Here is a 19778-nt window from a genome sequence, read left to right as displayed (position 1 = left end):
AACGACCGGCTTGGAATCGGGTCGAAGGAGGAATCGCAAGTGGAAGAGCGCAAGATCTACGAGGATATCGCCCAGCGGACGGAGGGGGATATCTATATCGGCGTCGTGGGGCCGGTGCGGACAGGAAAATCTACCTTTATCAAGCGTTTCATGGAGACTCTGGTCATTCCCAACATTGATAACGTCTACCGTAGGGAGCGGGCCCGCGACGAACTGCCCCAGAGCGGCTCCGGACGCACCATTATGACCGCCGAGCCAAAGTTCGTCCCAGAGGATGCAGTGGAGGTCCAGATGGAGAATGGGGCGGCCTTCTCTGTACGGCTGATCGACTGCGTGGGCTATCTGGTGCCCGGCGCGGTGGGCTCCCTGGAGGACGACGCCCCGCGTATGGTCTCCACCCCGTGGTTTGACTACGAGATCCCCATGACAGAGGCCGCGGAAATCGGCACCCGCAAGGTTATCTCGGAGCACTCCACGGTGGGCATTGTGGTGACGACCGACGGCTCCATCACCGATATCCCGCGGGAGGACTACCTGGAGGCGGAGGAGCGGGTGATCACTGAATTGAAGGAGCTTGGAAAGCCCTTCCTGGTGGTGCTCAATTCTGCCTACCCCAATTCCGACCGGGCCCAGGCCATTCGTGCGGACATCGCCAGCCGCTACGATGTAACGGTAGTGGCGGCAGACTGCCTGGAACTGGATGAAAAGGCGGTCACAGACATCATTAAGGGCGTGCTCTACGAATTCCCATTAAAGGAGCTGGATCTCTTCCTGCCGCCATGGGTGGATGCACTTCCCTACGATCACCCCATCAAAAGCGGCCTGTATTCCGTAATTCGGGACGGATGTGCCGGCATGCGCCGCATCCGGGATGTGGAAAAGGCGGTCGCGGCAATCGGAGCCTGCGATACGGTCAGCCGTACTCAGATTTCCTCCATCAGCCTGGGCACCGGCCTGGCTGTGGCACAGCTGGAGCTTCCACGGGCGCTGTTTTATGACACGCTGTCCCAGCAGTCCGGGTTTACCGTCCACGACGACGGAGACCTGCTGGAACTGCTTTCCCAGCTCTCCAGGGTCAAGTGCGAGTATGACAAGGTGGCCGGCGCACTGGAGGAGGTCAAGAGTACCGGTTACGGCATTGTAGTACCCAGCACAGATGAACTGGTATTGGAGGAGCCGGAAATTGTCCGGCAGGGAGGGCGCTATGGGGTGCGGCTGAAAGCCTCCGCTCCCTCCATCCATATGATCCGGGCCGATATCGAGACCGAGGTGTCGCCCATAGTCGGAAACGAAAAGCAGTCCGAGGAGATGGTGAACTATCTTCTCCAGGAATTTGAGGGCGACACCAAAGCCATTTGGCAATCCAACATCTTCGGAAAATCCTTCCACGAGCTGGTCAGCGAGGATCTGAACACCAAGCTCAAGCGGATGCCGGAGGATGCCCGTGCCAAGCTGCGGGAAACCCTTCAGCGCATCATCAATGAGGGCTCCGGCGGACTAATCTGTATTATTCTGTAAAAAAGGGCCTCTGACAGAATCGGTTCTGTCAGAGGCCCTTTTTATGATTCCCGGAGCATATCCTCCAACCCGATCCGATCCAGAAACTGCACCGTGCGATAGCCGGTGCGGAGCAGTCCCCGGCGCTCCAGCTCACCTAAAACGCGGCTCACCGTCACACGGCTGACCCCGACTGAGGAGCCGATCTCCTCATGGGTGCAGTGCAGCCGGCCGTCGGGCAAAGGGGAGAGCGAGAGCAGGTAGCGGGCCACCCGTTGATCCGCCCGGAGAAAGGCTCCATCCACGTGGGCGGACAGCAGACGCACCGTACGGGCCAAATACTCCAGCATGGACACCGCCAGGTCCGGGTGCTGGGCAAAGACCGACTCCAGCCAGGGGCGATCGATGGATACAAGCACACAGCGGCTCACCGCTACCGCGGAGGAAACCCGGGGCTGCCGGTCAAAAAAGGCGGCCTCGCCGATCAGGTCACCGCTGCGATGGAGGGTTAGCGTGCGCTCGTCTCCTTCGGCCGAACTGAGGAAGCATTTCACCGTACCTGAGAGAATGTAGTAAAACTGGTCCGCCTGCGTGCCCTGGAGATAGATCATCTGCCCGGGCGCGTAGGTTCTGGGGCTCCGGCCCGCCGCCAAGGGCGTCCACTGGTCCATATCCCATTCCCTCCTTTATAGATTCTGCTTCAATTGTAACATGCTTTACATTTATAATGCAAGCAAATATGTTATCCTATAAATAAAAAAGGAGGGATTCCGATGGGAATGACCATGACCCAGAAGATTCTGGCGCGCCATGCCGGCCTCAAAACGGTGGAAGCCGGCCAACTGGTGGAGGGTAAGCTGGATCTGGTGCTGGGCAACGATATTACCACACCTGTGGCCATTGCCGAGTTCAATAAGGCGGGCCTGACCCGGATTTTCGATCAGGACCGGATCGCACTGATCCTGGACCACTATACCCCCTGCAAGGACATTAAGGCGGCGCAGCTGTGCGCCACAGTGCGGGAGTTTGCCAAACAGTATCAGATCACGCATTTCTATGATGTGGGAGACATGGGCGTCGAACACGCCCTGGTGCCCGAAAAGGGGCTGGCCGCCCCCGGCGAGGCTATCATCGGCGCCGACTCCCATACCTGTACTTACGGGGCCTTGGGCGCCTTTTCCACAGGCGTGGGCTCCACCGATATGGCGGCAGGCATGGCTACAGGCCTGGCCTGGTTCAAAATCCCCTCGGCGATCAAGGTCACCCTGAAGGGGAAGCTGCAGCCCTATGTCTCCGGCAAGGACGTGATCCTCCACTTGATCGGAACCATCGGCGTGGACGGCGCGCTGTACAAATCCCTGGAGTTTGCGGGCGAGGGAGTGGCCTGCCTAAGCATGGACGACCGCTTCACCATCGCCAATATGGCCATCGAGGCCGGCGCCAAGAACGGCATTTTCCCGGTGGATGACAGGACCCGGTCCTATCTGGCCGGCCGTGTCAGCCGCCCCTGGGAGGCTGTGGAGGCTGACCCGGACGCGGTGTATGACCAGGAGGTGGTCATTGACCTGGACGCTCTGGAGCCCACTGTGGCGCTGCCCCATTTGCCTTCCAACACCCGTACCATCCGCCAGGCGGAGGGAATGCCCATTCAGCAGGTGGTCATCGGCTCCTGCACCAATGGGCGTCTGGACGACCTGCGACAGGCCGCTGCGGTACTCAAAGGCCGCAAGGTGGCCCAGGATGTGCGCTGCATTGTCATCCCCGCCACCCAGCAGATTACCCTGGATGCCATGAAGGAGGGCCTGATTCAGATCTTCCTGGAGGCCGGCTGCGCCGTCTCCACCCCCACCTGCGGCCCCTGCCTGGGCGGCCACATGGGGGTGCTCTCCGATGGGGAGCGGGCCATCTCTACCACCAACCGCAACTTTGTGGGCCGCATGGGCCCGGTCAGCTCGGAAATCATCCTGGCCAACCCGGCCGTGGCCGCCGCCTCCGCCGTGGCCGGCGTGGTTGCCGACCCGCGGAAGCTGTAAGGAGGAACTGCAATGAAAGTTTATAAGTATGGAGACAACGTGGATACCGATGTGATTATCCCAGCCCGGTATCTGAACGCGCCAGACGAGAAGTCCCTGGCCTCCCACTGCATGGAGGACATTGACACAGATTTCTCCTCCACCGTGGAGGCGGGAGATATCGTGGTAGCCGGCGCGAACTTTGGCTGCGGCTCCTCCCGTGAGCACGCCCCTCTGGCCCTGAAGGCCTGCGGCGTCAAGTGTGTTATTGCGGCCTCCTTTGCCCGCATTTTTTACCGCAACGCTATCAATATTGGCTTTCCGATTATGGAGTGCCCTGAGGCTGCGGCCGACATCAAGGCCGGGGACAAGGTTACCGTGGATTTCAAAACCGGCGTGATTACCGACGAGACCACCGAACAATCCTGGCAGGCCGCTCCGTTTCCGGCTTTTGTGGACGGCATCATCGCCAGCGGAGGCCTGCTGAACGCTTTGAAGGCGAGAGGTGTGGCAAAATGAAGTATAAAATTGCACTCATCCGCGGGGACGGCATCGGTCCCGAGGTAGTCGGTCAGGCCGTCAAGGTCATGGAAAGGGTGGGGGAGAGGTTCGGCCACACCTTTGAATTTGTGGATGTGCTGCTGGGCGGCTGCGCCACGGACGCGGTGGGGAAGAGCTATCCCGATGGCACCGCTGAGAAATGTAAGGCCTGCGACGCGGTGCTGCTGGGCGCCGTGGGCGGCCCCAAATGGGGGGCTGATAAGCCCGCGGAGCAGCGGCCGGAGACCGCTCTGCTGGCCATTCGAAAGGATCTTGGCCTGTATGCAAACCTGCGGCCCGCCGCCCTGCGCCCCGCCATGGCGGACGCCTGCCCGCTGAAAAAGGAGACCGCGGAGAAGGGGATCGACCTGATGATGGTGCGGGAGCTCACTGGCGGCATCTATTTCGGCAAGCGGGACCGCTATGAAACCGAGGACAGGGGAGTGGAGGCCACCGACCTGATGGCTTACTCCGAAAAGGAGATTGAGCGCATCGGCCGCCGGGCCTTTGAGTTGGCCCGTCTGCGCCGGAAGAAGGTCTCATCCGTGGACAAGGCCAATGTGCTGGAGACCAGCCGCCTTTGGCGCAGCGTCATGCACCGGCTGGCGGAGGAGTACGCCGACGTGGTGTACGAGGACGTGCTGGTGGACAACTGTGCCATGCAGATCGTCAAAGATCCCGGACAGTTCGATGTGCTGGTCACGGAAAACATGTTCGGCGACATTCTCTCCGACGAGGCATCCATGGTCACCGGCTCCATCGGCCTGCTGCCCTCCGCGTCCATCGGCGACTGCGCCCCCGGTCTGTATGAGCCCATTCACGGCTCTGCGCCGGACATCGCCGGGCAGGACAAGGCCAATCCCATTGCCACCATCCTCTCGGTCGCCATGATGTTCCGCTATTCCTTCCAGCGCTCCGCCGAAGCGGACGCCATTGAGGCCGCGGTAGACGCAGTGCTCTCCGAGGGCTGGCGCACCCCTGATATTGCGGAGCCCGGCGTGACCCCCATCGGCACCGTGGAAATGGGAGAGCGCATCTGCCGGCACATCTGAGGCTTGTCACAGCCCGCTCTTTTTGATACAATGGTTTTCAGATGTGAAAGGGGTGGGTGCAATATGATTCTTGCGGTAGATGTGGGCAACTCCAACACCACGGTGGGCCTGTTTGACACAGCGGGGAAGCTGAGCTTTCTCTCCTCGCTGGGGACCGATCGGGAAAGGACCCGGGATCAGTGCGCCATCGACCTTTTGGGTGTGTTCAGCCTCTATCAGGCGGACAGCAAACGCATCAGCGGCGCGATCCTTTCCAGCGTGGTGCCCCCGCTGACCGCTACGATGACCGAGGCCATCTCCATGCTCACCGGGAAGCGTCCCCTGGTGGTGGGCCCCGGGCTCAAGACCGGGCTCAACATCCGTTCGGAGATTCACAGTCAATTGGGCAGCGACATTGTCGCAGAATCGGTCGCGGCCATTTCAAAATACCCCAGCCCGGTGCTGGTCATTGATACCGGAACCGCCACCTCCATGTCTCTTATTTGTGGTCAGGTATATGAGGGCTGCATCATTATGCCCGGGGCCGTTTTGGGGCTGGAGGCCCTGTCGGAACGGGCCGCGGAGCTGCCCCACATTGCCATTGCCGTGGAGGGCGGCGCCCCCCTCAGTCTGCTGGGCCGAACGACGGAGGACGCTATGCGATCTGGCATTGTCTACGGACACGCCAGCATGGTAGATGGGATGATTGACCGGGTGGAATCTCAGATTGGCGAACCAGTTACCATTGTGGCCACGGGCGGAAACGCCATGCGTTACCTGAGTCACTGCCGCCATGATATTGTCTATGACCGTGATCTGGTCATGGACGGGCTATACCTGCTTTACCAAAAGAACACGGCCAAGCGGCGGAAAAGTGAAAACGGCACAGGGCGCCCGATGTGAGTTCGGGCGCCCTGGTTTTGCATCTGTTGGACTCTCCCTATTCATTTAAAAGGAATTTTTTAGAATAAGTGCTTGCATTTCTGCAAGTCAAAGCATATAATATGTCATAAAGTTGACTCGGAGGAGATAGAGATGAAAGAGTTATCCAGGATTGCAGAAGCTGTGCAGGCTTCCACAACGATGGCCATTGATTCCCTATTCAAGCAGATGAAGGCAGATGGGATTGATGTAATTGGTTTTGGGGCCGGTGAGCCCGATTTTCATACACCCGACCACATCAAAGCGGCCGGCATTACGGCTATTGAACAGAACTTTACCCGCTACACCCCTGCGGGCGGCACACTGGAGCTGCGTCAGGCCGTGTGTGACCGCCTGCAGGCGGACTGCCAGGTATCCTATCAGCCCAATCAGGTGGTGGTGACCAGCGGTGCAAAACATGCGGTATACGCGGCTTTAAGGGCGCTGATCAATCCCGGCGACGAGATTATTCTGCCCGCGCCGTCCTGGGTGAGCTATTATGAGCTGATTAAGATGGCAGGCGGCGTGCCCGTTTTGCTGACTGCCGGTGAGGCAGAGCACTTCAAGATTACGCCGGAACGGCTGGAGGCGTCAGTCACCCCGCGCACCAAGGCGGTTATTCTCAACAACCCATCCAACCCCACGGGGATGATGTATGGAAGGGAGGAGTTGAAAGCCGTTGCAGACGTGTGCGTCAAATATGACCTCTATGTGATTGACGACGAGATTTATTATAGTCTGGTTTATGACGGCGCGGAATTTGTCAGCCTGCCCAGCCTGGGAGATGGGATCAAGGAGCGCTGCATCCTCATTAACGGTGTATCCAAATCCTACGCCATGACCGGCTGGCGCATCGGCTATGCCTGCGCCAACGATAAGATCGCCAAAGTAATCGCCAACTATCTCAGCCACTCCACCGGCTCTCCCTGTGCCATCTCCCAAAAGGCCGCCCTGGCCGCGCTCTCCGGCCCTCAGGACGAGGTGGAGCAGATGCGTCAGGCCTTTGAGGCCCGCCGCAACTATATTGTAGAGCGAATGAACCAGATTCCGGGGATCAGCTGTATCAAGCCGCAGGGGGCTTTTTATGTAATGATGAATATTGAACAGTTGTTAGGCAAGACCCTGCACGGAGTCACGATTACGGACGGGGACGTATTTGCCGACCTGTTCCTGAAAAAGGGCCTGGTGGCGGTGGTGCCCTGCTCCGGCTTCGGCAGCCCGAGCTTTGTACGCTGGTCCTATGCAACCTCCATGGATCAGATCCGAGAAGGCCTGGACCGGCTGGAGCGGTTCCTGGCAAACTAAACCGAAAAAAGGGCGGGAGAGACATTGTAACTTGTCTCCCCGCTCCTTCTATGGTATTCTAAAAGGGAAATTTGAAGTAAAAGAGGTCTGCTCCCATGAACAACCGTTATGAGAGTCCGCTCTCCTCCCGCTATGCCAGCGACGAGATGCAGTTTATTTTCTCTCCGGACAAAAAATTCTCTACCTGGCGCCGTCTGTGGGTTGCTTTAGCCCGGGCTGAAATGGAACTTGGCCTGCCCATCACCCAGGAACAGATCGATGAGATGGAAACCCATTTGGATGACATCGACTATGAGAAGGCTGCCGACTATGAGCGCAAGCTCCGCCACGATGTGATGGCCCATGTGCACACCTTTGGGGACTCCTGTCCGAAGGCGATGCCCATTATCCACCTGGGCGCCACCAGCTGTTATGTGGGGGACAATACCGATTTGATCCTTATGCGGGAGGCATTGCTCCTGGTGCGGGATAAGTTGGTGCGGGTGCTGGGGCATCTAGCTGCCTTTTCTGACAAGTATAAAGCCTTACCGACCCTTGGCTTTACGCACTTTCAGCCGGCTCAGCTGGTCACGGTGGGCAAGCGTGCCACCCTGTGGATGAATGAGCTTCTCATGGATCTGGATGAGGTGGAGTATCGCATACGCGGTCTGAAGTTGCTTGGCTCCAAGGGGACCACGGGCACCCAGGCCAGCTTCCTGGAACTCTTTGAGGGCGATCACGACAAGTGTCGCAAGCTGGACCAAAAAATCGCAAAGGAAATGGGCTTTGCGGCCACTGTCCCTGTCAGCGGTCAGACCTACTCCCGCAAGGTGGACGCTGCCATTTTGGGCACTCTGTCCGGCATTGCGCAGTCTGCCAGCAAGTTTGCCAACGACATCCGTCTGCTCTGCCATCTCAAGGAGGTGGAAGAGCCCTTTGAAAAAAACCAGATCGGCTCCTCCGCTATGCCCTATAAGCGCAATCCCATGCGCTGTGAGCGCATCTGCGCGCTGTCCCGCTATGTAATGGCGGACGCGATGAATCCCGCGGTTACCGCCGCCACTCAGTGGTTTGAGCGCACTCTGGACGACTCCGCCAATAAGCGCATTTCCGTTCCGGAGGCATTCTTGGCAGTGGATGCGATCCTGAATATCTATGCCAATGTAGCGGCCAACCTTGTGGTTCACGAAAAGGTCATTCAGCGCCATATTCTTGAGGAGCTGCCCTTTATGGCCACTGAGAACATTATGATGGACGCGGTCAAGCGGGGAGGAAACCGCCAGGAGCTACACGAGCGCATCCGGGTGCTCTCCCAGGAGGCGGGCAGTAATGTAAAGGATAGAGGCCTGCCGAATAATCTGATTGATCTGATCGCAGGGGATCCGCTTTTTGGTATGAGCCGGGAGGAGCTGACGGCTCACCTGGAGCCCAGCCGTTACATCGGCCGCTGCCCAGAGCAGGTGGAGGAATTCCTCCGCGCGTGTGTGGCCCCGGTGCTGGAACAGTATGCAAGTGCTTTGTCCGGGCAGGAGACCGAACTGAAGGTCTGACCCGGCATTGTCTTGGAATTGAAAAAGGAGGACTGTCCTATGGAAAAGCCCGCTGTACAGCGAATCGGTGTTTTTACCAGCGGGGGAGATGCCCCCGGTATGAATGCCGCGATTCGTTCCGTTGTACGTACCTGTCTGCACATGGGAATTGAATGCATTGGCATCCGCCGCGGCTATCACGGCCTGATTAACGGCGATTTCATGCCCTTGAATTTTGAGAGCGTCAGCGGCCTGTCCCGTCGCGGCGGCACCATGCTCTATTCCGCCCGCAGCGAGGACTTCAAGGCAAAGCAGGGGCAGGAGCGGGCCGGGGCCACCTGCAAGCTGCTGGGGCTGGACGCGCTTGTAGGCATCGGGGGAGACGGCACGTTTCGCGGCCTTCTCTGCCTGGCGCAGCAGGGGCTGTCTGTCATCGGCATTCCGGGTACCATTGACAATGATATTGCCTGCTCCACCTATACCATCGGCTTTGACTCCGCCTGCAACACAGCGTTGGAATGCATCGACAAGCTACGTGACACAATGCAGTCCCATGAGCGCTGCTCTGTTGTGGAGGTCATGGGCCGCCATGCTGGCCATGTTGCGCTGAATGTAGGCGTGGCCTGCGGCGCCACGGCGGTGCTGGTCCCTGAGCAACCCATTGACTTTGAGGCAGATGTGATAGAGCCCATTCGGCGCGCCCGCCTGGCTGGACGCACCCATTTCATGATTATTGTGGCCGAAGGAGTTCAGGGCGGTGCCTACGAGGTGGCCAAACGGATTACCGAGGCCACGGCAATGGACCCGCGCGTTACAATCTTGGGACATGTACAGCGGGGCGGCGCTCCCACCGCACGGGACCGTATTGCCGCCACCTATATGGGCTATGAGGCGGTTCGTCTGCTGGCGGAAGGCAAGCGGTGCCGCGTTGTGGCCCTCCAGGGAGACGAATATGTCAACTATGATATTACCGAGGCACTGAATATGAAAAAAGGCCTTGATCCCCAGACCTACACGGTCATGCGGGCGCTGACCGGCGTAAAGTAATAAAAGGAAGAGGCGGAGTGCAGAAATTTCTGCACTCCGCCTCTTTTCCTATATTGGATTATTCGGCCAAAATCTTTTTCAGCTTGGCAAAGCGGGGGAGAGCGCTGTGCTTCGGCGCATCCGGTTCACCCTGGATCAGAGGGAGAACGTAGTCGATAAAAGGCTGCTCCACACCGTTGCCCACCGCGTTGATCCACTCGCGGGGCACCTTCTTCTCGAAGTTTGCCACAATATCCAGGGGCTCCAGGATCGTCTCGCACCGGTAGCCGCCCTCGCGGGTACAGCGGAACGCCACCATCTTATCCGTGACTCCGGATACTGCGGCCTCAACTGCAGCCTTACCCGCCAGAAAGGCCTCGTCGATATCGGTCTTGGATGCTACATGGGAGCCGCAGCGCTGCAGCAGCGACAGTTCAATTCCGCGCACCTTAGCGCCGGTCTCCAGCTTGACCGCCTCAGCCAACATGGCCGCCAGTCCGCCCAGCTGGGCATGGCCAAAGCCGTCGGTGGCCGAAGTCTTTGCCTCGGAAATAAAGGTACCGTCGGCACGGTGAATGCCCTCGGACACGGCTACCATGCATTTTCCAGTCTTGTCGTATACCCGGTGGACATCCTCCAGAAAATCGGTCAAATCAAAGTCGGTCTCCGGCAGATAGATCAGGTCCGGGCCATAGCCGGCCCAGGTCGCCAGAGCGGCGGAGCCAGCCAGCCAGCCGGCGTGGCGCCCCATAATCTCCATAATCGTCACCATGCCGGTGTCATATACATGGGCGTCCCGATGCACCTCCATGCAGGTGGTCGCGATGAACTTCGCGGCGGAGCCAAAGCCCGGGCAGTGGTCCGTACCGTTCAGGTCGTTGTCAATGGTCTTGGGCACGCCCATAATGCGGCATTCATAGCCTACCTTCTGCATATACTTGGAGATCTTATTGCAGGTATCCATGGAATCGTTGCCGCCATTGTAGAAGAAATAGCGCACGTCGTGCTTCCGGAAAACCTCCAGAATCCGCTTGTAATCGGTGTCGTCTGTATCCGGGTCCGCCAGCTTATACCGGCAGGAACCCAGGGCGGAGGAGGGGGTGTACTTCAGCAGTTCCAGCTCCTCAGCGTCTTCCTCATCCATCACATAGAGCTTGTCCGCCAGTACGCCTTTGATCCCATTGGCCGCGCCCAGGACTCGGGTGATGCAGTCGGTATCCAGTGCGGTGCGGATCACGCCCAGCGCACTGGCATTGATGACCGCAGTCGGACCGCCGGACTGACCGATAATACATGCGCCTTTTAACTCACTCATGATTTTTTGTGCCTCCCGTAAGATTCTCTTTAATTTTTACACAAGCTTCAAAAAATGTTTAAAGATTTGCTTAAATACAATACCACATCCTATTGCATTTCGCAATGATAACTGGTAAAATTATTAAGCCATTAAAAAAGGAGATGAGTCATATGCCGCTGGTTACAACGAAGGAAATGTTCCAAAAGGCCTATGACGGTGGATACGCTATCGGCGCGTTCAACGTCAACAACATGGAGATCGTGCAGGGAATTACCGAGGCTGCTAAGGAGGTCAACGCTCCTCTGATCCTCCAGGTTTCCAAGGGAGCCCGTGCTTATGCTAACCATACCTATCTGATGAAGCTGGTAGAGGCCGCGATTATTGAGACCGGCCTGCCGATCTGTCTGCATCTGGACCATGGTGATTCGTTTGAGCTGTGCAAATCCTGCGTGGACGGTGGCTTTACCTCCGTCATGATTGACGCCAGCTCCAAACCCTTTGCGGAAAATATTGAGTTGACCAAAAAAGTTGTGGAGTATGCCCATGACCATGGTGTTGTGGTCGAAGCTGAGCTGGGCACCCTGGCCGGCGTAGAGGACGATGTGAAGGTCTCCGCCGAGGATTCCTCCTATACCCGCCCCGAAGAGGTGGAGGAATTTGTCGCCAAGACCGGCTGCGATTCCCTGGCCATCGCCATCGGCACCAGCCATGGCGCCTACAAGTTTACCCCCGACCAGTGTACCCGCAATGAGAAGGGCGTTCTGGTTCCGCCCCCTCTGCGTTTCGACGTACTGGAGGAGGTCTCCAAGCGTCTGCCTGGTTTCCCCATCGTGCTCCACGGCTCTTCTTCCGTGCCCCAGGAGTTTGTAAAGATGATCAATGAGAACGGCGGCAAGATGCCCGATGCGGTCGGCATCCCCGAGGATGAACTGCGCAAAGCCGCTTCCATGTCCGTGTGCAAGATCAATATTGACTCTGATCTGCGCCTGGCCATGACTGGAACCATCCGCAAGTTCTTCGCTGAGCACCCAGACAAATTTGATCCGCGCGAGTATCTCAAGCCCGCCCGCGCCAACATCAAAGAATTGGTCAAGCATAAGCTGATTGATGTTCTGGGCTGTGCCGGTAAAGCTTAATTTTCAAATGAGAGACCTCGCGGGGGCATGCAGCCTGAATTGCATGCCCCCGTCTTTTATGCTTCACACCTTTTGCCCCCGCGGAATAGACTGTGGTGGAGAGGGGGGAGGCTCTATCCCGGATATCATTCCATATGATCGCGCCGCAGCTGTAGCCTATGCCCATCAGTGGGCTTACAGCCGCAACCCGGCCTTTTTTGATTATGAGGAGATCGGCGGAGACTGCACCAATTTTGCTTCGCAGTGTCTTTATGCAGGCACCGGTGTAATGAATTTTACGCCCACGTACGGCTGGTATTATATTGACCCAAATCAGAAAGCGCCTGCTTGGACTGGCGTGGAGTATTTCTACCGTTTCCTCACCAGACCGGAGACAAATCCAGGACCTTTTGGGATGGTCGCAGCCCTGGAGCAGCTGGAGCCAGGCGATTTTGCCCAATTCCGTTTTCAAAAGGAAGTATTTGGCCATACACCTATTATTGTGGAGATCGGCGATCCGCCCACTCTGGAGAACACGCTCATCGCCGCACACTCTTACGACGCTGATTACCGGCCGCTGAGTACCTATTTCTTTCAGGAAATCCGTTTCCTGCACGTTCTGGGGGCCTACCCGCCGGAACGTCGTCCGTCGGAGTCTGAAAATAATCGCCCGGGACCTTTCCGCTTTTAAGGTCCCGGGCGATTTTATTTTTTCGGTGCCTTCATCTTAGACAAAGGGTTGGCCTTTGCAGCCGAGCGCAGGTTTTCGTTGTCCACATGGGTATAAATCTGTGTGGTATTCAGGTGCTCATGCCCCAGTACCTCTTGAAGTGTCCGCACGTCCACGCCGTTTTGCAGCATCAGTGTCGCAGCTGTGTGCCGCAGCTTATGGCTGGAATACTGCGAGGCATCCAGCCCAGCTCTTTTCAGCCGCTGCTTTACCATGTAGTGGACCGCGTCAGTTGTCATACGGGTGTGCCTGCGGGTAAGAAACAGCGCGTTTTTGTCCGCTGCCGCAGTAGACGGGCGGACTGCCAGCCAGTCGTCCAGCGCCTGTCGGCAGGCGTCGTTGAGAAAGAGAATCCGTTCTTTATTGCCTTTTCCCAGCACGCGCAGCTGATCGCCCCGAACATCTGTTAGATTTAATCCCACCAGCTCAGAAATTCGAACTCCGCAGTTTAAAAATAGAGTTAAAATGCAGTAATCCCGCTCACGGTTTCTGCCGTCAATGCTCTCCAGGAGGTGAATGCTTTGGTCTAGGTCCAAATAGCGGGGCAGTGTTTTTTTCAGATGCGGAGCATCCAGGTCCTGCATGGGATTCTCTGCGAGTAATTTTGCTTTATGAGTGAGATACTTATAGAACGATCGGATCGCGGCAATTTTCCGGGCGCGGGCCGCCGGGCCGAGGCCACGGTCGCGGCTCAAATAATTCATAAAGGAGTACACATCGGTCAGCGTCACAGAACCCACCAGGGCGATGTCCACATCCAGAATGGAGATTTCGCTGAATTCCGCCGTGCGGGGCACAAGGCCTTTTTCCAGCTTTAAAAACCGAAAAAAGGTGCGCAGATCCAAGAAGTATTCATCCACTGTTTTGGGGGAATGCGCCTGAATGGTCTCGTGGTAAGACAAAAAGTCCCGGAGAATCTGGGGAGATTCTCCGTAGTAATTGCTTTTTCTTTCGTTCAACCTCCCTCCAACTCAACAAAATTTTTATTTTGTTGAGTTGGATGCACCTCCCTCAATTTATTCTGGCCTGGAGTTGATTTGGATGAGTCTCATTGCCTGTACCAGCAACTGCGTCTATCAGCAGGACGGCTACTGTTCTCTCGAACGCGCCGCGTCGCGCGGACTGCCCAGCGAACAGGAGTCCTGCGTGCATTTTGTGCCGCGCAGAATTTCCGCTGCAAACCATGCCATCTCCGCAGATTCCGGTGAAAATTGACTCTTTAAAGGATTGCCGAGAGCGCTTCGCGGACGTTTCGCACCTTAATGAGCTGTAAGCCGTCCGGTTCGACCAGCTTATCGCTGTTTCGGCTCGGGAGCAGGCATTTGGTAAACCCCAGTCGCCGCACCTCCGACAGGCGCTGCCCCAGTGCGCTGACTGAGCGCAGCTCCCCAGTCAGGCCGACCTCGCCGATTGCCGCCAGATCCCCTGGCACGGGCTTGTCCCTGAAGCTGGAAGCCAGCGTAATCATCAGCGCCAGATCAGCGGCCGGTTCGTCCAAAAACAGGCCGCCGATGACATTCACATAGGCATCGCAGGAACTGACCATCAGCCCTCCCCGCTTCTCCAGCACCGCCAGCAGCATGTTGACCCGGTTATAGTCAAAGCCGTTTGAGGTCCGCCTGGGTACATTGAAGCTGGTGGGCGCCAGCAGCGCCTGGACCTCTGCCAGCACAGGCCGCACTCCCTCCATTACGCAGGTGACGCAGGTTCCCGGCGTATCCTGAGGCCGTCCGGAGAGCAGAGTTTCCGAAGGATTGGGCACTTCAGCCAGCCCGTCGTCCCCCATATCAAACACGCCGATTTCATTGGTTGCGCCAAAACGGTTCTTTGCGGCCCGCAGGATCCGGTAGGAGTTTTGCCGCTCCCCCTCAAAATAGAGTACACAGTCCACCATATGCTCCAGCACCTTTGGCCCGGCAATCGAGCCCTCCTTATTGACGTGCCCGACTACGAAGACCGTAATCCCCTGCCCTTTTGCCAATTGCATCAGCGCCATGGTGCAGTCCTTTACCTGGGCAATGCTCCCGGGTGCGGCGCTCAGCTCCTCGTTGTACATGGTCTGAATGGAGTCTACGATCAGGATGTCCGGCTTGAGCTCATTGACAGACTCTACAAGATCCCCAAGGTTGGTTTCCGCCAGCAAATAGAGACCCTGGCTGCGCACATGCAGACGCTCTGCCCGCAGCTTGATCTGACGTTCGGATTCCTCGCCGGATACATACAGCACTGTGGCAAAGCGGCTTAAATGGTCACAGATCTGCAGCATTAAGGTGGATTTTCCAATGCCTGGCGCACCGCCCACCAGTACCAGCGATCCCTTGACCGCTCCCCCGCCCAGAACCCGATCCAGCTCGTTCATACCGGTCTCAAAGCGGAGTTCGTGGGTGGTTTCCACCTCCCCCATCGGCCGCGGGCGGTTTCCGGCGGAGCGGCGCAGCCCGCTGGAGGCGGGGGCAGCCGCAGCCTTTTTTTTCTGCTTCGACTCCGCCGGGGATTCCACCAGGGTGTTCCACGCCCGGCATGCCGGGCACTGCCCTGCCCATTTGGGCGTCTCATTCCCGCATTCTGTACAAAAAAACACTGTTTTCGCCTTCATTTGAGGCTATGCCTCCCCGTTTATCTCAATTCCTTGGTATTGCAGCCACGCGGCCGCCAGAGCGGCGGCAATCTTCCGCTGATAGGAGTCTGAGCGCAGCAACGCCTCCTCCTCCGGATTGGACAGGAACCCGCACTCCACAAGAATCGCCGGACAGGAGATGTGGTTCATGAGGTACACTGTATCCGGGATTTTAGCCGGCACCCGCTTGTTTTCCGGATCCAGCGCCTGGCGCAGCAACTCCTGGGTCAGCTGTGCCAGTGGAAGGCTGAGCTCCCCGTTGCTGTAAAACACCTGTGCGCCATGGTATTTGGAACTTTGGTAGGTGTTCTGGTGAATGCTGATGAGCACCGCGTTTTCCGTGCGTTCAATCCGATCCACCCGGTTATGCAGGTCTGACACTTTTTTCTCCCGCAGTGTGGAAGCGCTGTCGTCGTGCAGGGAGATATCCTCCGTCCGAAGCAGCGTGGGCGCTGCTCCATACAGTCCCAGCAGCGCGTCCAGCTTCAGGGCAATGGACAGGTTAATTCCGCTCTCCGGCACACCGGTCAGGGAGACGGCTCCGCCGTCCTCTCCGCCATGCCCTGCGTCAATGATGAGCTGATACCCTGCGCAGCGCACGGGCTGAAAGACAGGCTGTGTATTCCTGACACTTCCGGGCAGGAGATAATACCCAGTCATCAAAGCCAATGCGGCCACGAGAAGCCAGCTCAAAACTTTCCGCTTCATCTGCATTCCCCCTCCGTGCACCCTATGAGGGGTATGCTAGGATTATACCACAATCACAGCGCCCTGGACAGTGCCGATTTTTCTTGTGTTTTTCCGGATTTGGCGTTACCATAGGAAAAAGCAATAATGAGGGGGCAAAATTATGGTAATCGATTGCATCGAAAACGCAGAACGCTACTATGGGTTAGGAAAACGCTTTCGCGCCGCGTTGGAATGGCTTGCAGTGGCAAACCCGGATGAGCTGATCTCCGGAGAGCGTGTAGAGATCGACGGAGATTTTGTATATGCTACCATGTTTCAGGTTGACACCCTTCCTCCGGATGACTGCAAGCTGGAAGCACACAGAGATTACGCGGATATCCAGTACATAGCCAAAGGCACGGAGGCCCTTGGCTATGTGTTAGACGGTCCGGCGCTTCCGCTGGGCGATTATCAGCCGGATATACAGCTCTTTCAGGCGCCTTGGGACGCCATAACCATTCGGCCTGGAACCTTTTACATTGTTTGGCCTCAAGATCTTCACGCCCCGCGTGTGGCCATAGGGACACCCGCTCCGGTTACACGGCTAGTGGTAAAAGTAAAATTGTGAATCTTCCCCTTTTGCAGCAAAGTGCCGTTAATCCCTGGATCATATGTGTAAATAGCGCGGAACCGCCGCATTGCCCAAATTACGGGCTAATGTGGGCGGTTTCGCTTTTTCTGGCCGACTCATAGAATGGAGGGAAGGGACGGCAGGCTTCCCCGTCGCTGCTCCCCCCTTCCTAAACTGTCCTAAGGAGGAATTCAATTTGTATCCTGAAGCAGATCGTCCAACTCCGCCGGCCTCCTGTGGAGATGCCTGTGGTATGTTGCCGGAATGTGCACCCTTGGCGGTGCCCTTTGTTCCCTTCCAGCAGACTGGCTCCAAACGCTATTCTCAGCAAGACGCTTTAAACAATGGCACCCTCTTTCCCGGCCTAAATCTGCCCTTCCATCTGAAGGCAGAGGCCAGAAATGTGGTAAATGGCCCTTTGGCTGAGCTCCAAGCCCTGGAATTTGTATTGCTGGAGCTGGGGCTCTATCTGGACACACACCAGGGCGATGCCGAAGCCTTCGAACTATATAAACAGTATGCGGCCTTAGAGCGCGAGGCCCGCTCCAAATATGAGGCGGCCCACGGGCCTCTGTTCCAGACCGCCACTGCCAACAGCAAAACCTGGGGCGCGTGGCTTGCCGATCCATGGCCCTGGAATTATCGGGAAGGAGTGGAACGCTGATGTTTGTCTATGAAAAGAAGCTGCAGTATCCTGTAAAAATAAAGAATACCAACCCACAGCTGGCCTCCTGGATCATCAGCCAGTACGGTGGCCCAGACGGCGAGCTCGGCGCGTCCCTGCGATATCTGAGTCAGCGCTATGCCATGCCTTACCCCGAGTTAAAGGGGCTCCTGACCGATATCGGCACCGAGGAGCTGGGCCATCTGGAAATGATCGGCACAATTGTCCACCAGCTTACCCGCAACCTCTCGCCTGACGACCCGCGCATGGGCAATTTTGCTCCGTATTTTACCGACCACGGCGCAGGGGTCTATCCGACTGCCGCCGCAGGCTCTCCTTGGACGGCCGCCTATATCGGCGTCAAGGGAGATATCATCTGCGACCTGACAGAGGACTTGGCCGCAGAACAGAAGGCACGTGTCACCTATGATAACATCCTGCGCCAGTCTGACGACCCTGATGTAAACGATGTCATCCGCTTCCTCCGAGAGAGAGAGGTCGTCCATTTCCAGCGCTTCGGCGAGGCCATTCGTCTGGCCAAGGAAAAGATGGATCAGAAAAACGTTTACTTCACAAACCCAGTTTTAGACCGATAAGATATAAAGACAGGCGGAGCAGCTGCTCCGCCTGTTTATTTGTTCAATGCTTCCCTTTTTGCATCTCCTATGGTATGATTATGTCCACGCCCATTTCTCATGTCTTTCTCCGCAGTCCCCGCAGGTGTTCCTTCTGCTCCGGAGAGATGCGATAGCTTTCAATCGCTTTTTGGATCGTCTTGTTGTGGGTCCATTGATCCAGCCTTTGTTCCTCCAAATATGGCAAGGCGGCATCATATTGTTTGGCCAGCGCCGTTGCAAAATACCAGGCAATCATCATATTGACATAGTACTCCTGGCTGCGTACCGAGGAGACCCAATCCAAATATTTGGGACGGAAGTGCTCATCCAAATAAAAGCTCATAAGCATTTCAATCCCAAAGCGGACTGTATAGGTATGCTCGGACGCCATCCAAATCCGAACCTTTTGAGGTAATTCGGCATGCTGTTTTTTAAATATCTTGGGACGGATCAGGTCGCAGGTGGCCCAATTATCCACGTAGGGCAAAAAGGAATCCAATGCGGCAACAGCCTGTCCGTAATCCTTCATAGAGGAAATCAGCATGCCGTGGAGATTGTTTTCTTCGTAGTATTTGTGCGGAAGCTGTTTGAGGAACTCCTTTGCCTGTGCCGTCTGACCAAACTCCTTCGCCAGAGCGCGCAGCATCGGCGTGCGCACACCGATGACGGCATTGGGGTCAACCGTAGGTATCAAAGCACAGTGAAACGCTTTATAGTTCAAGTCCTGCAGGGCAAACAGCCGCGACAGAAGGTTTGAATCCCGCTCATTCATGTTCCAGGCCCTCCCCTTCACGGATAAAAACATAGGTGTCCCGGCTGGATTCCTCTGACGCAAAACGATAATTCAACCGATCAAAGGCTTTTATTTCCTCAGGGCGCCCGCTCTGTCTCTCGGCCAAATACCGCACCATCTCTCCCCTGGCCATTTTGCACAGGGTCCCCTTCTCCACAATCCGGCCGTTCCTTCGTTCCCCGAACACGCAGGTAAGAAGGCGCACATTTCTGGTTAAATGGCGGGAGATACACACGCTGTACTCCTTGGAGGCCAGATTGACAATACAGTCTGTTTCCTCCAGAAGCCTGCAGGCAAGAAGGCTGCCCCAGTAGCTGTAGAGGTCTTTCGCATCGCCGATCTGGAGCTTGGCCTGCATCTCCAGACGATAAGGAATGACCCCATCAAAGGGGCGCAGCAGGCCATAGAGCCCGGAGAGAATACGCAGATGCGCTTCAATATATTCCAGCTCTGAGGACGTAAATATATGGGGGGCCATATAGCGGTATTGGATACCCTCATAGGCCAATATGGCCGGCGTGAGATTTTGTCGCAGGTTCAGCGTGGACAGACGCTCTGCATTCAGCCGGGCGATGGAGTTATTGCAGTTCCACAGCGCCTTTAAAGCCCCATAGTCCATCTGCTTCAAATGCTCATAAATGTGTTCTGCCTGAGGCAGGAACTGGGGCAGATTCCGAAACGGAAAGCTGTCCGTATCCATATTCATTTTTTTCGCAGGAGATATAATGATACGCAAAAGAGCTCATCTCCTCTGAACTGCGCATTGTATGTTTATTTTACTCTAAACCAAAGAAAAAGAAAATGC

The 19778-nt window shown here is 56.7% G+C and carries 21 protein-coding genes; 14 read left to right on the top strand and 7 right to left on the bottom strand.

All coding sequences use genetic code 11. The annotated features are described in order from the left end of the window. The first annotated feature begins 39 nt into the window (after positions 1–39). Positions 40–1518: a stage IV sporulation protein A gene (gene spoIVA, locus H9Q75_RS02140; RefSeq protein WP_186564510.1), complete on the top strand. Its 1479-nt coding sequence runs from the start codon at positions 40–42 to the stop codon at positions 1516–1518. A 41-nt stretch (positions 1519–1559) separates the two neighbouring features. Here the strand turns inward: spoIVA and H9Q75_RS02135 are convergent, their stop codons facing one another. Then, positions 1560–2168 (bottom strand): Crp/Fnr family transcriptional regulator, encoded by a 609-nt coding sequence (locus H9Q75_RS02135; RefSeq protein ID WP_186564509.1) that lies wholly within the window; start codon positions 2166–2168, stop codon positions 1560–1562. A gap of 102 nt (positions 2169–2270) precedes the next feature. On the opposite strand from H9Q75_RS02135, the gene leuC reads away from it, so the two are divergent. The 7 genes from leuC (at position 2271) to H9Q75_RS02100 (ending at position 9861) form a co-directional block, all read left to right on the top strand. Next, positions 2271–3530, top strand: a complete 1260-nt coding sequence (gene leuC / locus H9Q75_RS02130; protein ID WP_186564508.1) for a 3-isopropylmalate dehydratase large subunit — start codon at positions 2271–2273, stop codon at positions 3528–3530. A gap of 12 nt (positions 3531–3542) precedes the next feature. Then, a complete protein-coding gene (locus H9Q75_RS02125) occupies positions 3543–4028 on the top strand; it encodes a 3-isopropylmalate dehydratase small subunit (protein WP_186564507.1) in 486 nt (161 codons plus the stop codon). Next, entirely contained in the window at positions 4025–5101 is a 1077-nt protein-coding gene (gene leuB / locus H9Q75_RS02120; RefSeq protein ID WP_186564506.1) for a 3-isopropylmalate dehydrogenase, read from the top strand. Before H9Q75_RS02125 ends, leuB begins: the two co-directional genes overlap by 4 nt. A 63-nt stretch (positions 5102–5164) precedes the next feature. Further along, positions 5165–5983 carry a type III pantothenate kinase gene (locus H9Q75_RS02115; RefSeq protein ID WP_186564505.1) on the top strand — a complete coding sequence of 273 codons (819 nt, stop codon included), beginning with the start codon at positions 5165–5167 and terminating at the stop codon, positions 5981–5983. 132 nt (positions 5984–6115) lie between these two features. Continuing rightward, the gene (locus H9Q75_RS02110) at positions 6116–7306 is read left to right on the top strand and encodes a pyridoxal phosphate-dependent aminotransferase (RefSeq protein WP_186564504.1); all 1191 of its coding nucleotides are present in this window, start codon (positions 6116–6118) and stop codon (positions 7304–7306) included. A gap of 95 nt (positions 7307–7401) precedes the next feature. Next, positions 7402–8835 (top strand): adenylosuccinate lyase, encoded by a 1434-nt coding sequence (purB, locus tag H9Q75_RS02105; protein WP_186564503.1) that lies wholly within the window; start codon positions 7402–7404, stop codon positions 8833–8835. Positions 8836–8874: 39 nt separating this feature from the next. After that, positions 8875–9861 carry an ATP-dependent 6-phosphofructokinase gene (locus H9Q75_RS02100; RefSeq protein WP_186564502.1) on the top strand — a complete coding sequence of 329 codons (987 nt, stop codon included), beginning with the start codon at positions 8875–8877 and terminating at the stop codon, positions 9859–9861. A gap of 58 nt (positions 9862–9919) precedes the next feature. Here the strand turns inward: H9Q75_RS02100 and H9Q75_RS02095 are convergent, their stop codons facing one another. Beyond that, positions 9920–11155 carry a 6-phosphofructokinase gene (locus H9Q75_RS02095; RefSeq protein ID WP_186564501.1) on the bottom strand — a complete coding sequence of 412 codons (1236 nt, stop codon included), beginning with the start codon at positions 11153–11155 and terminating at the stop codon, positions 9920–9922. A 152-nt stretch (positions 11156–11307) separates the two neighbouring features. Between H9Q75_RS02095 and fba the strand changes: the two genes are divergently transcribed. Together fba and H9Q75_RS02085 are read left to right on the top strand one after the other, a co-directional pair. After that, positions 11308–12273, top strand: coding sequence for a class II fructose-1,6-bisphosphate aldolase (fba, locus tag H9Q75_RS02090; RefSeq protein WP_186564500.1), 966 nt, complete (start codon positions 11308–11310; stop codon positions 12271–12273). Positions 12274–12388: 115 nt separating this feature from the next. Further along, on the top strand, positions 12389–12943 hold the full coding sequence (locus H9Q75_RS02085; RefSeq protein WP_341480899.1) for an amidase domain-containing protein: 555 nt from the start codon (positions 12389–12391) through the stop codon (positions 12941–12943). A 14-nt stretch (positions 12944–12957) separates the two neighbouring features. On the opposite strand, the gene H9Q75_RS02080 is transcribed toward H9Q75_RS02085, so the two are convergent. Further along, positions 12958–13941: a tyrosine recombinase XerC gene (locus tag H9Q75_RS02080; protein WP_186564498.1), complete on the bottom strand. Its 984-nt coding sequence runs from the start codon at positions 13939–13941 to the stop codon at positions 12958–12960. A gap of 82 nt (positions 13942–14023) precedes the next feature. On the opposite strand from H9Q75_RS02080, the gene H9Q75_RS02075 reads away from it, so the two are divergent. After that, positions 14024–14197 carry a hypothetical protein gene (locus H9Q75_RS02075; RefSeq protein WP_186564497.1) on the top strand — a complete coding sequence of 58 codons (174 nt, stop codon included), beginning with the start codon at positions 14024–14026 and terminating at the stop codon, positions 14195–14197. Positions 14198–14201: 4 nt separating this feature from the next. On the opposite strand, the gene radA is transcribed toward H9Q75_RS02075, so the two are convergent. Then, positions 14202–15578, bottom strand: a complete 1377-nt coding sequence (gene radA, locus H9Q75_RS02070) for a DNA repair protein RadA (RefSeq protein ID WP_186564496.1) — start codon at positions 15576–15578, stop codon at positions 14202–14204. A 6-nt stretch (positions 15579–15584) separates the two neighbouring features. Next, entirely contained in the window at positions 15585–16307 is a 723-nt protein-coding gene (locus H9Q75_RS02065) for an N-acetylmuramoyl-L-alanine amidase (protein ID WP_186564495.1), read from the bottom strand. Between the two features lie 142 nt (positions 16308–16449). Between H9Q75_RS02065 and H9Q75_RS02060 the strand changes: the two genes are divergently transcribed. The 3 genes from H9Q75_RS02060 to H9Q75_RS02050 all read left to right on the top strand — a co-directional run bounded on the left by H9Q75_RS02060 (position 16450) and on the right by H9Q75_RS02050 (position 18159). Then, positions 16450–16896: a NanQ anomerase/TabA/YiaL family protein gene (locus H9Q75_RS02060; protein ID WP_186564494.1), complete on the top strand. Its 447-nt coding sequence runs from the start codon at positions 16450–16452 to the stop codon at positions 16894–16896. 256 nt (positions 16897–17152) lie between these two features. Beyond that, complete coding sequence (locus tag H9Q75_RS02055) at positions 17153–17563, top strand: spore coat protein CotJB (RefSeq protein ID WP_186564493.1); 411 nt, start codon at positions 17153–17155, stop codon at positions 17561–17563. Further along, positions 17563–18159 carry a manganese catalase family protein gene (locus H9Q75_RS02050; RefSeq protein WP_186564492.1) on the top strand — a complete coding sequence of 199 codons (597 nt, stop codon included), beginning with the start codon at positions 17563–17565 and terminating at the stop codon, positions 18157–18159. The genes H9Q75_RS02055 and H9Q75_RS02050 overlap by 1 nt, the downstream gene beginning before the upstream one ends. A 97-nt stretch (positions 18160–18256) precedes the next feature. On the opposite strand, the gene H9Q75_RS02045 is transcribed toward H9Q75_RS02050, so the two are convergent. Continuing rightward, positions 18257–18952: a DNA alkylation repair protein gene (locus tag H9Q75_RS02045; protein ID WP_186564491.1), complete on the bottom strand. Its 696-nt coding sequence runs from the start codon at positions 18950–18952 to the stop codon at positions 18257–18259. Beyond that, positions 18945–19709, bottom strand: a complete 765-nt coding sequence (gene yaaA, locus H9Q75_RS02040; protein WP_186564490.1) for a peroxide stress protein YaaA — start codon at positions 19707–19709, stop codon at positions 18945–18947. Before yaaA ends, H9Q75_RS02045 begins: the two co-directional genes overlap by 8 nt. Between the last annotated feature and the right edge of the window lie 69 nt (positions 19710–19778).

This window comes from Lawsonibacter celer (assembly GCF_014281125.1).
GTDB classification, from domain to species: domain Bacteria; phylum Bacillota; class Clostridia; order Oscillospirales; family Oscillospiraceae; genus Lawsonibacter_B; species Lawsonibacter_B celer.
This window is presented reverse-complemented; position numbering and strand designations above follow the sequence as displayed.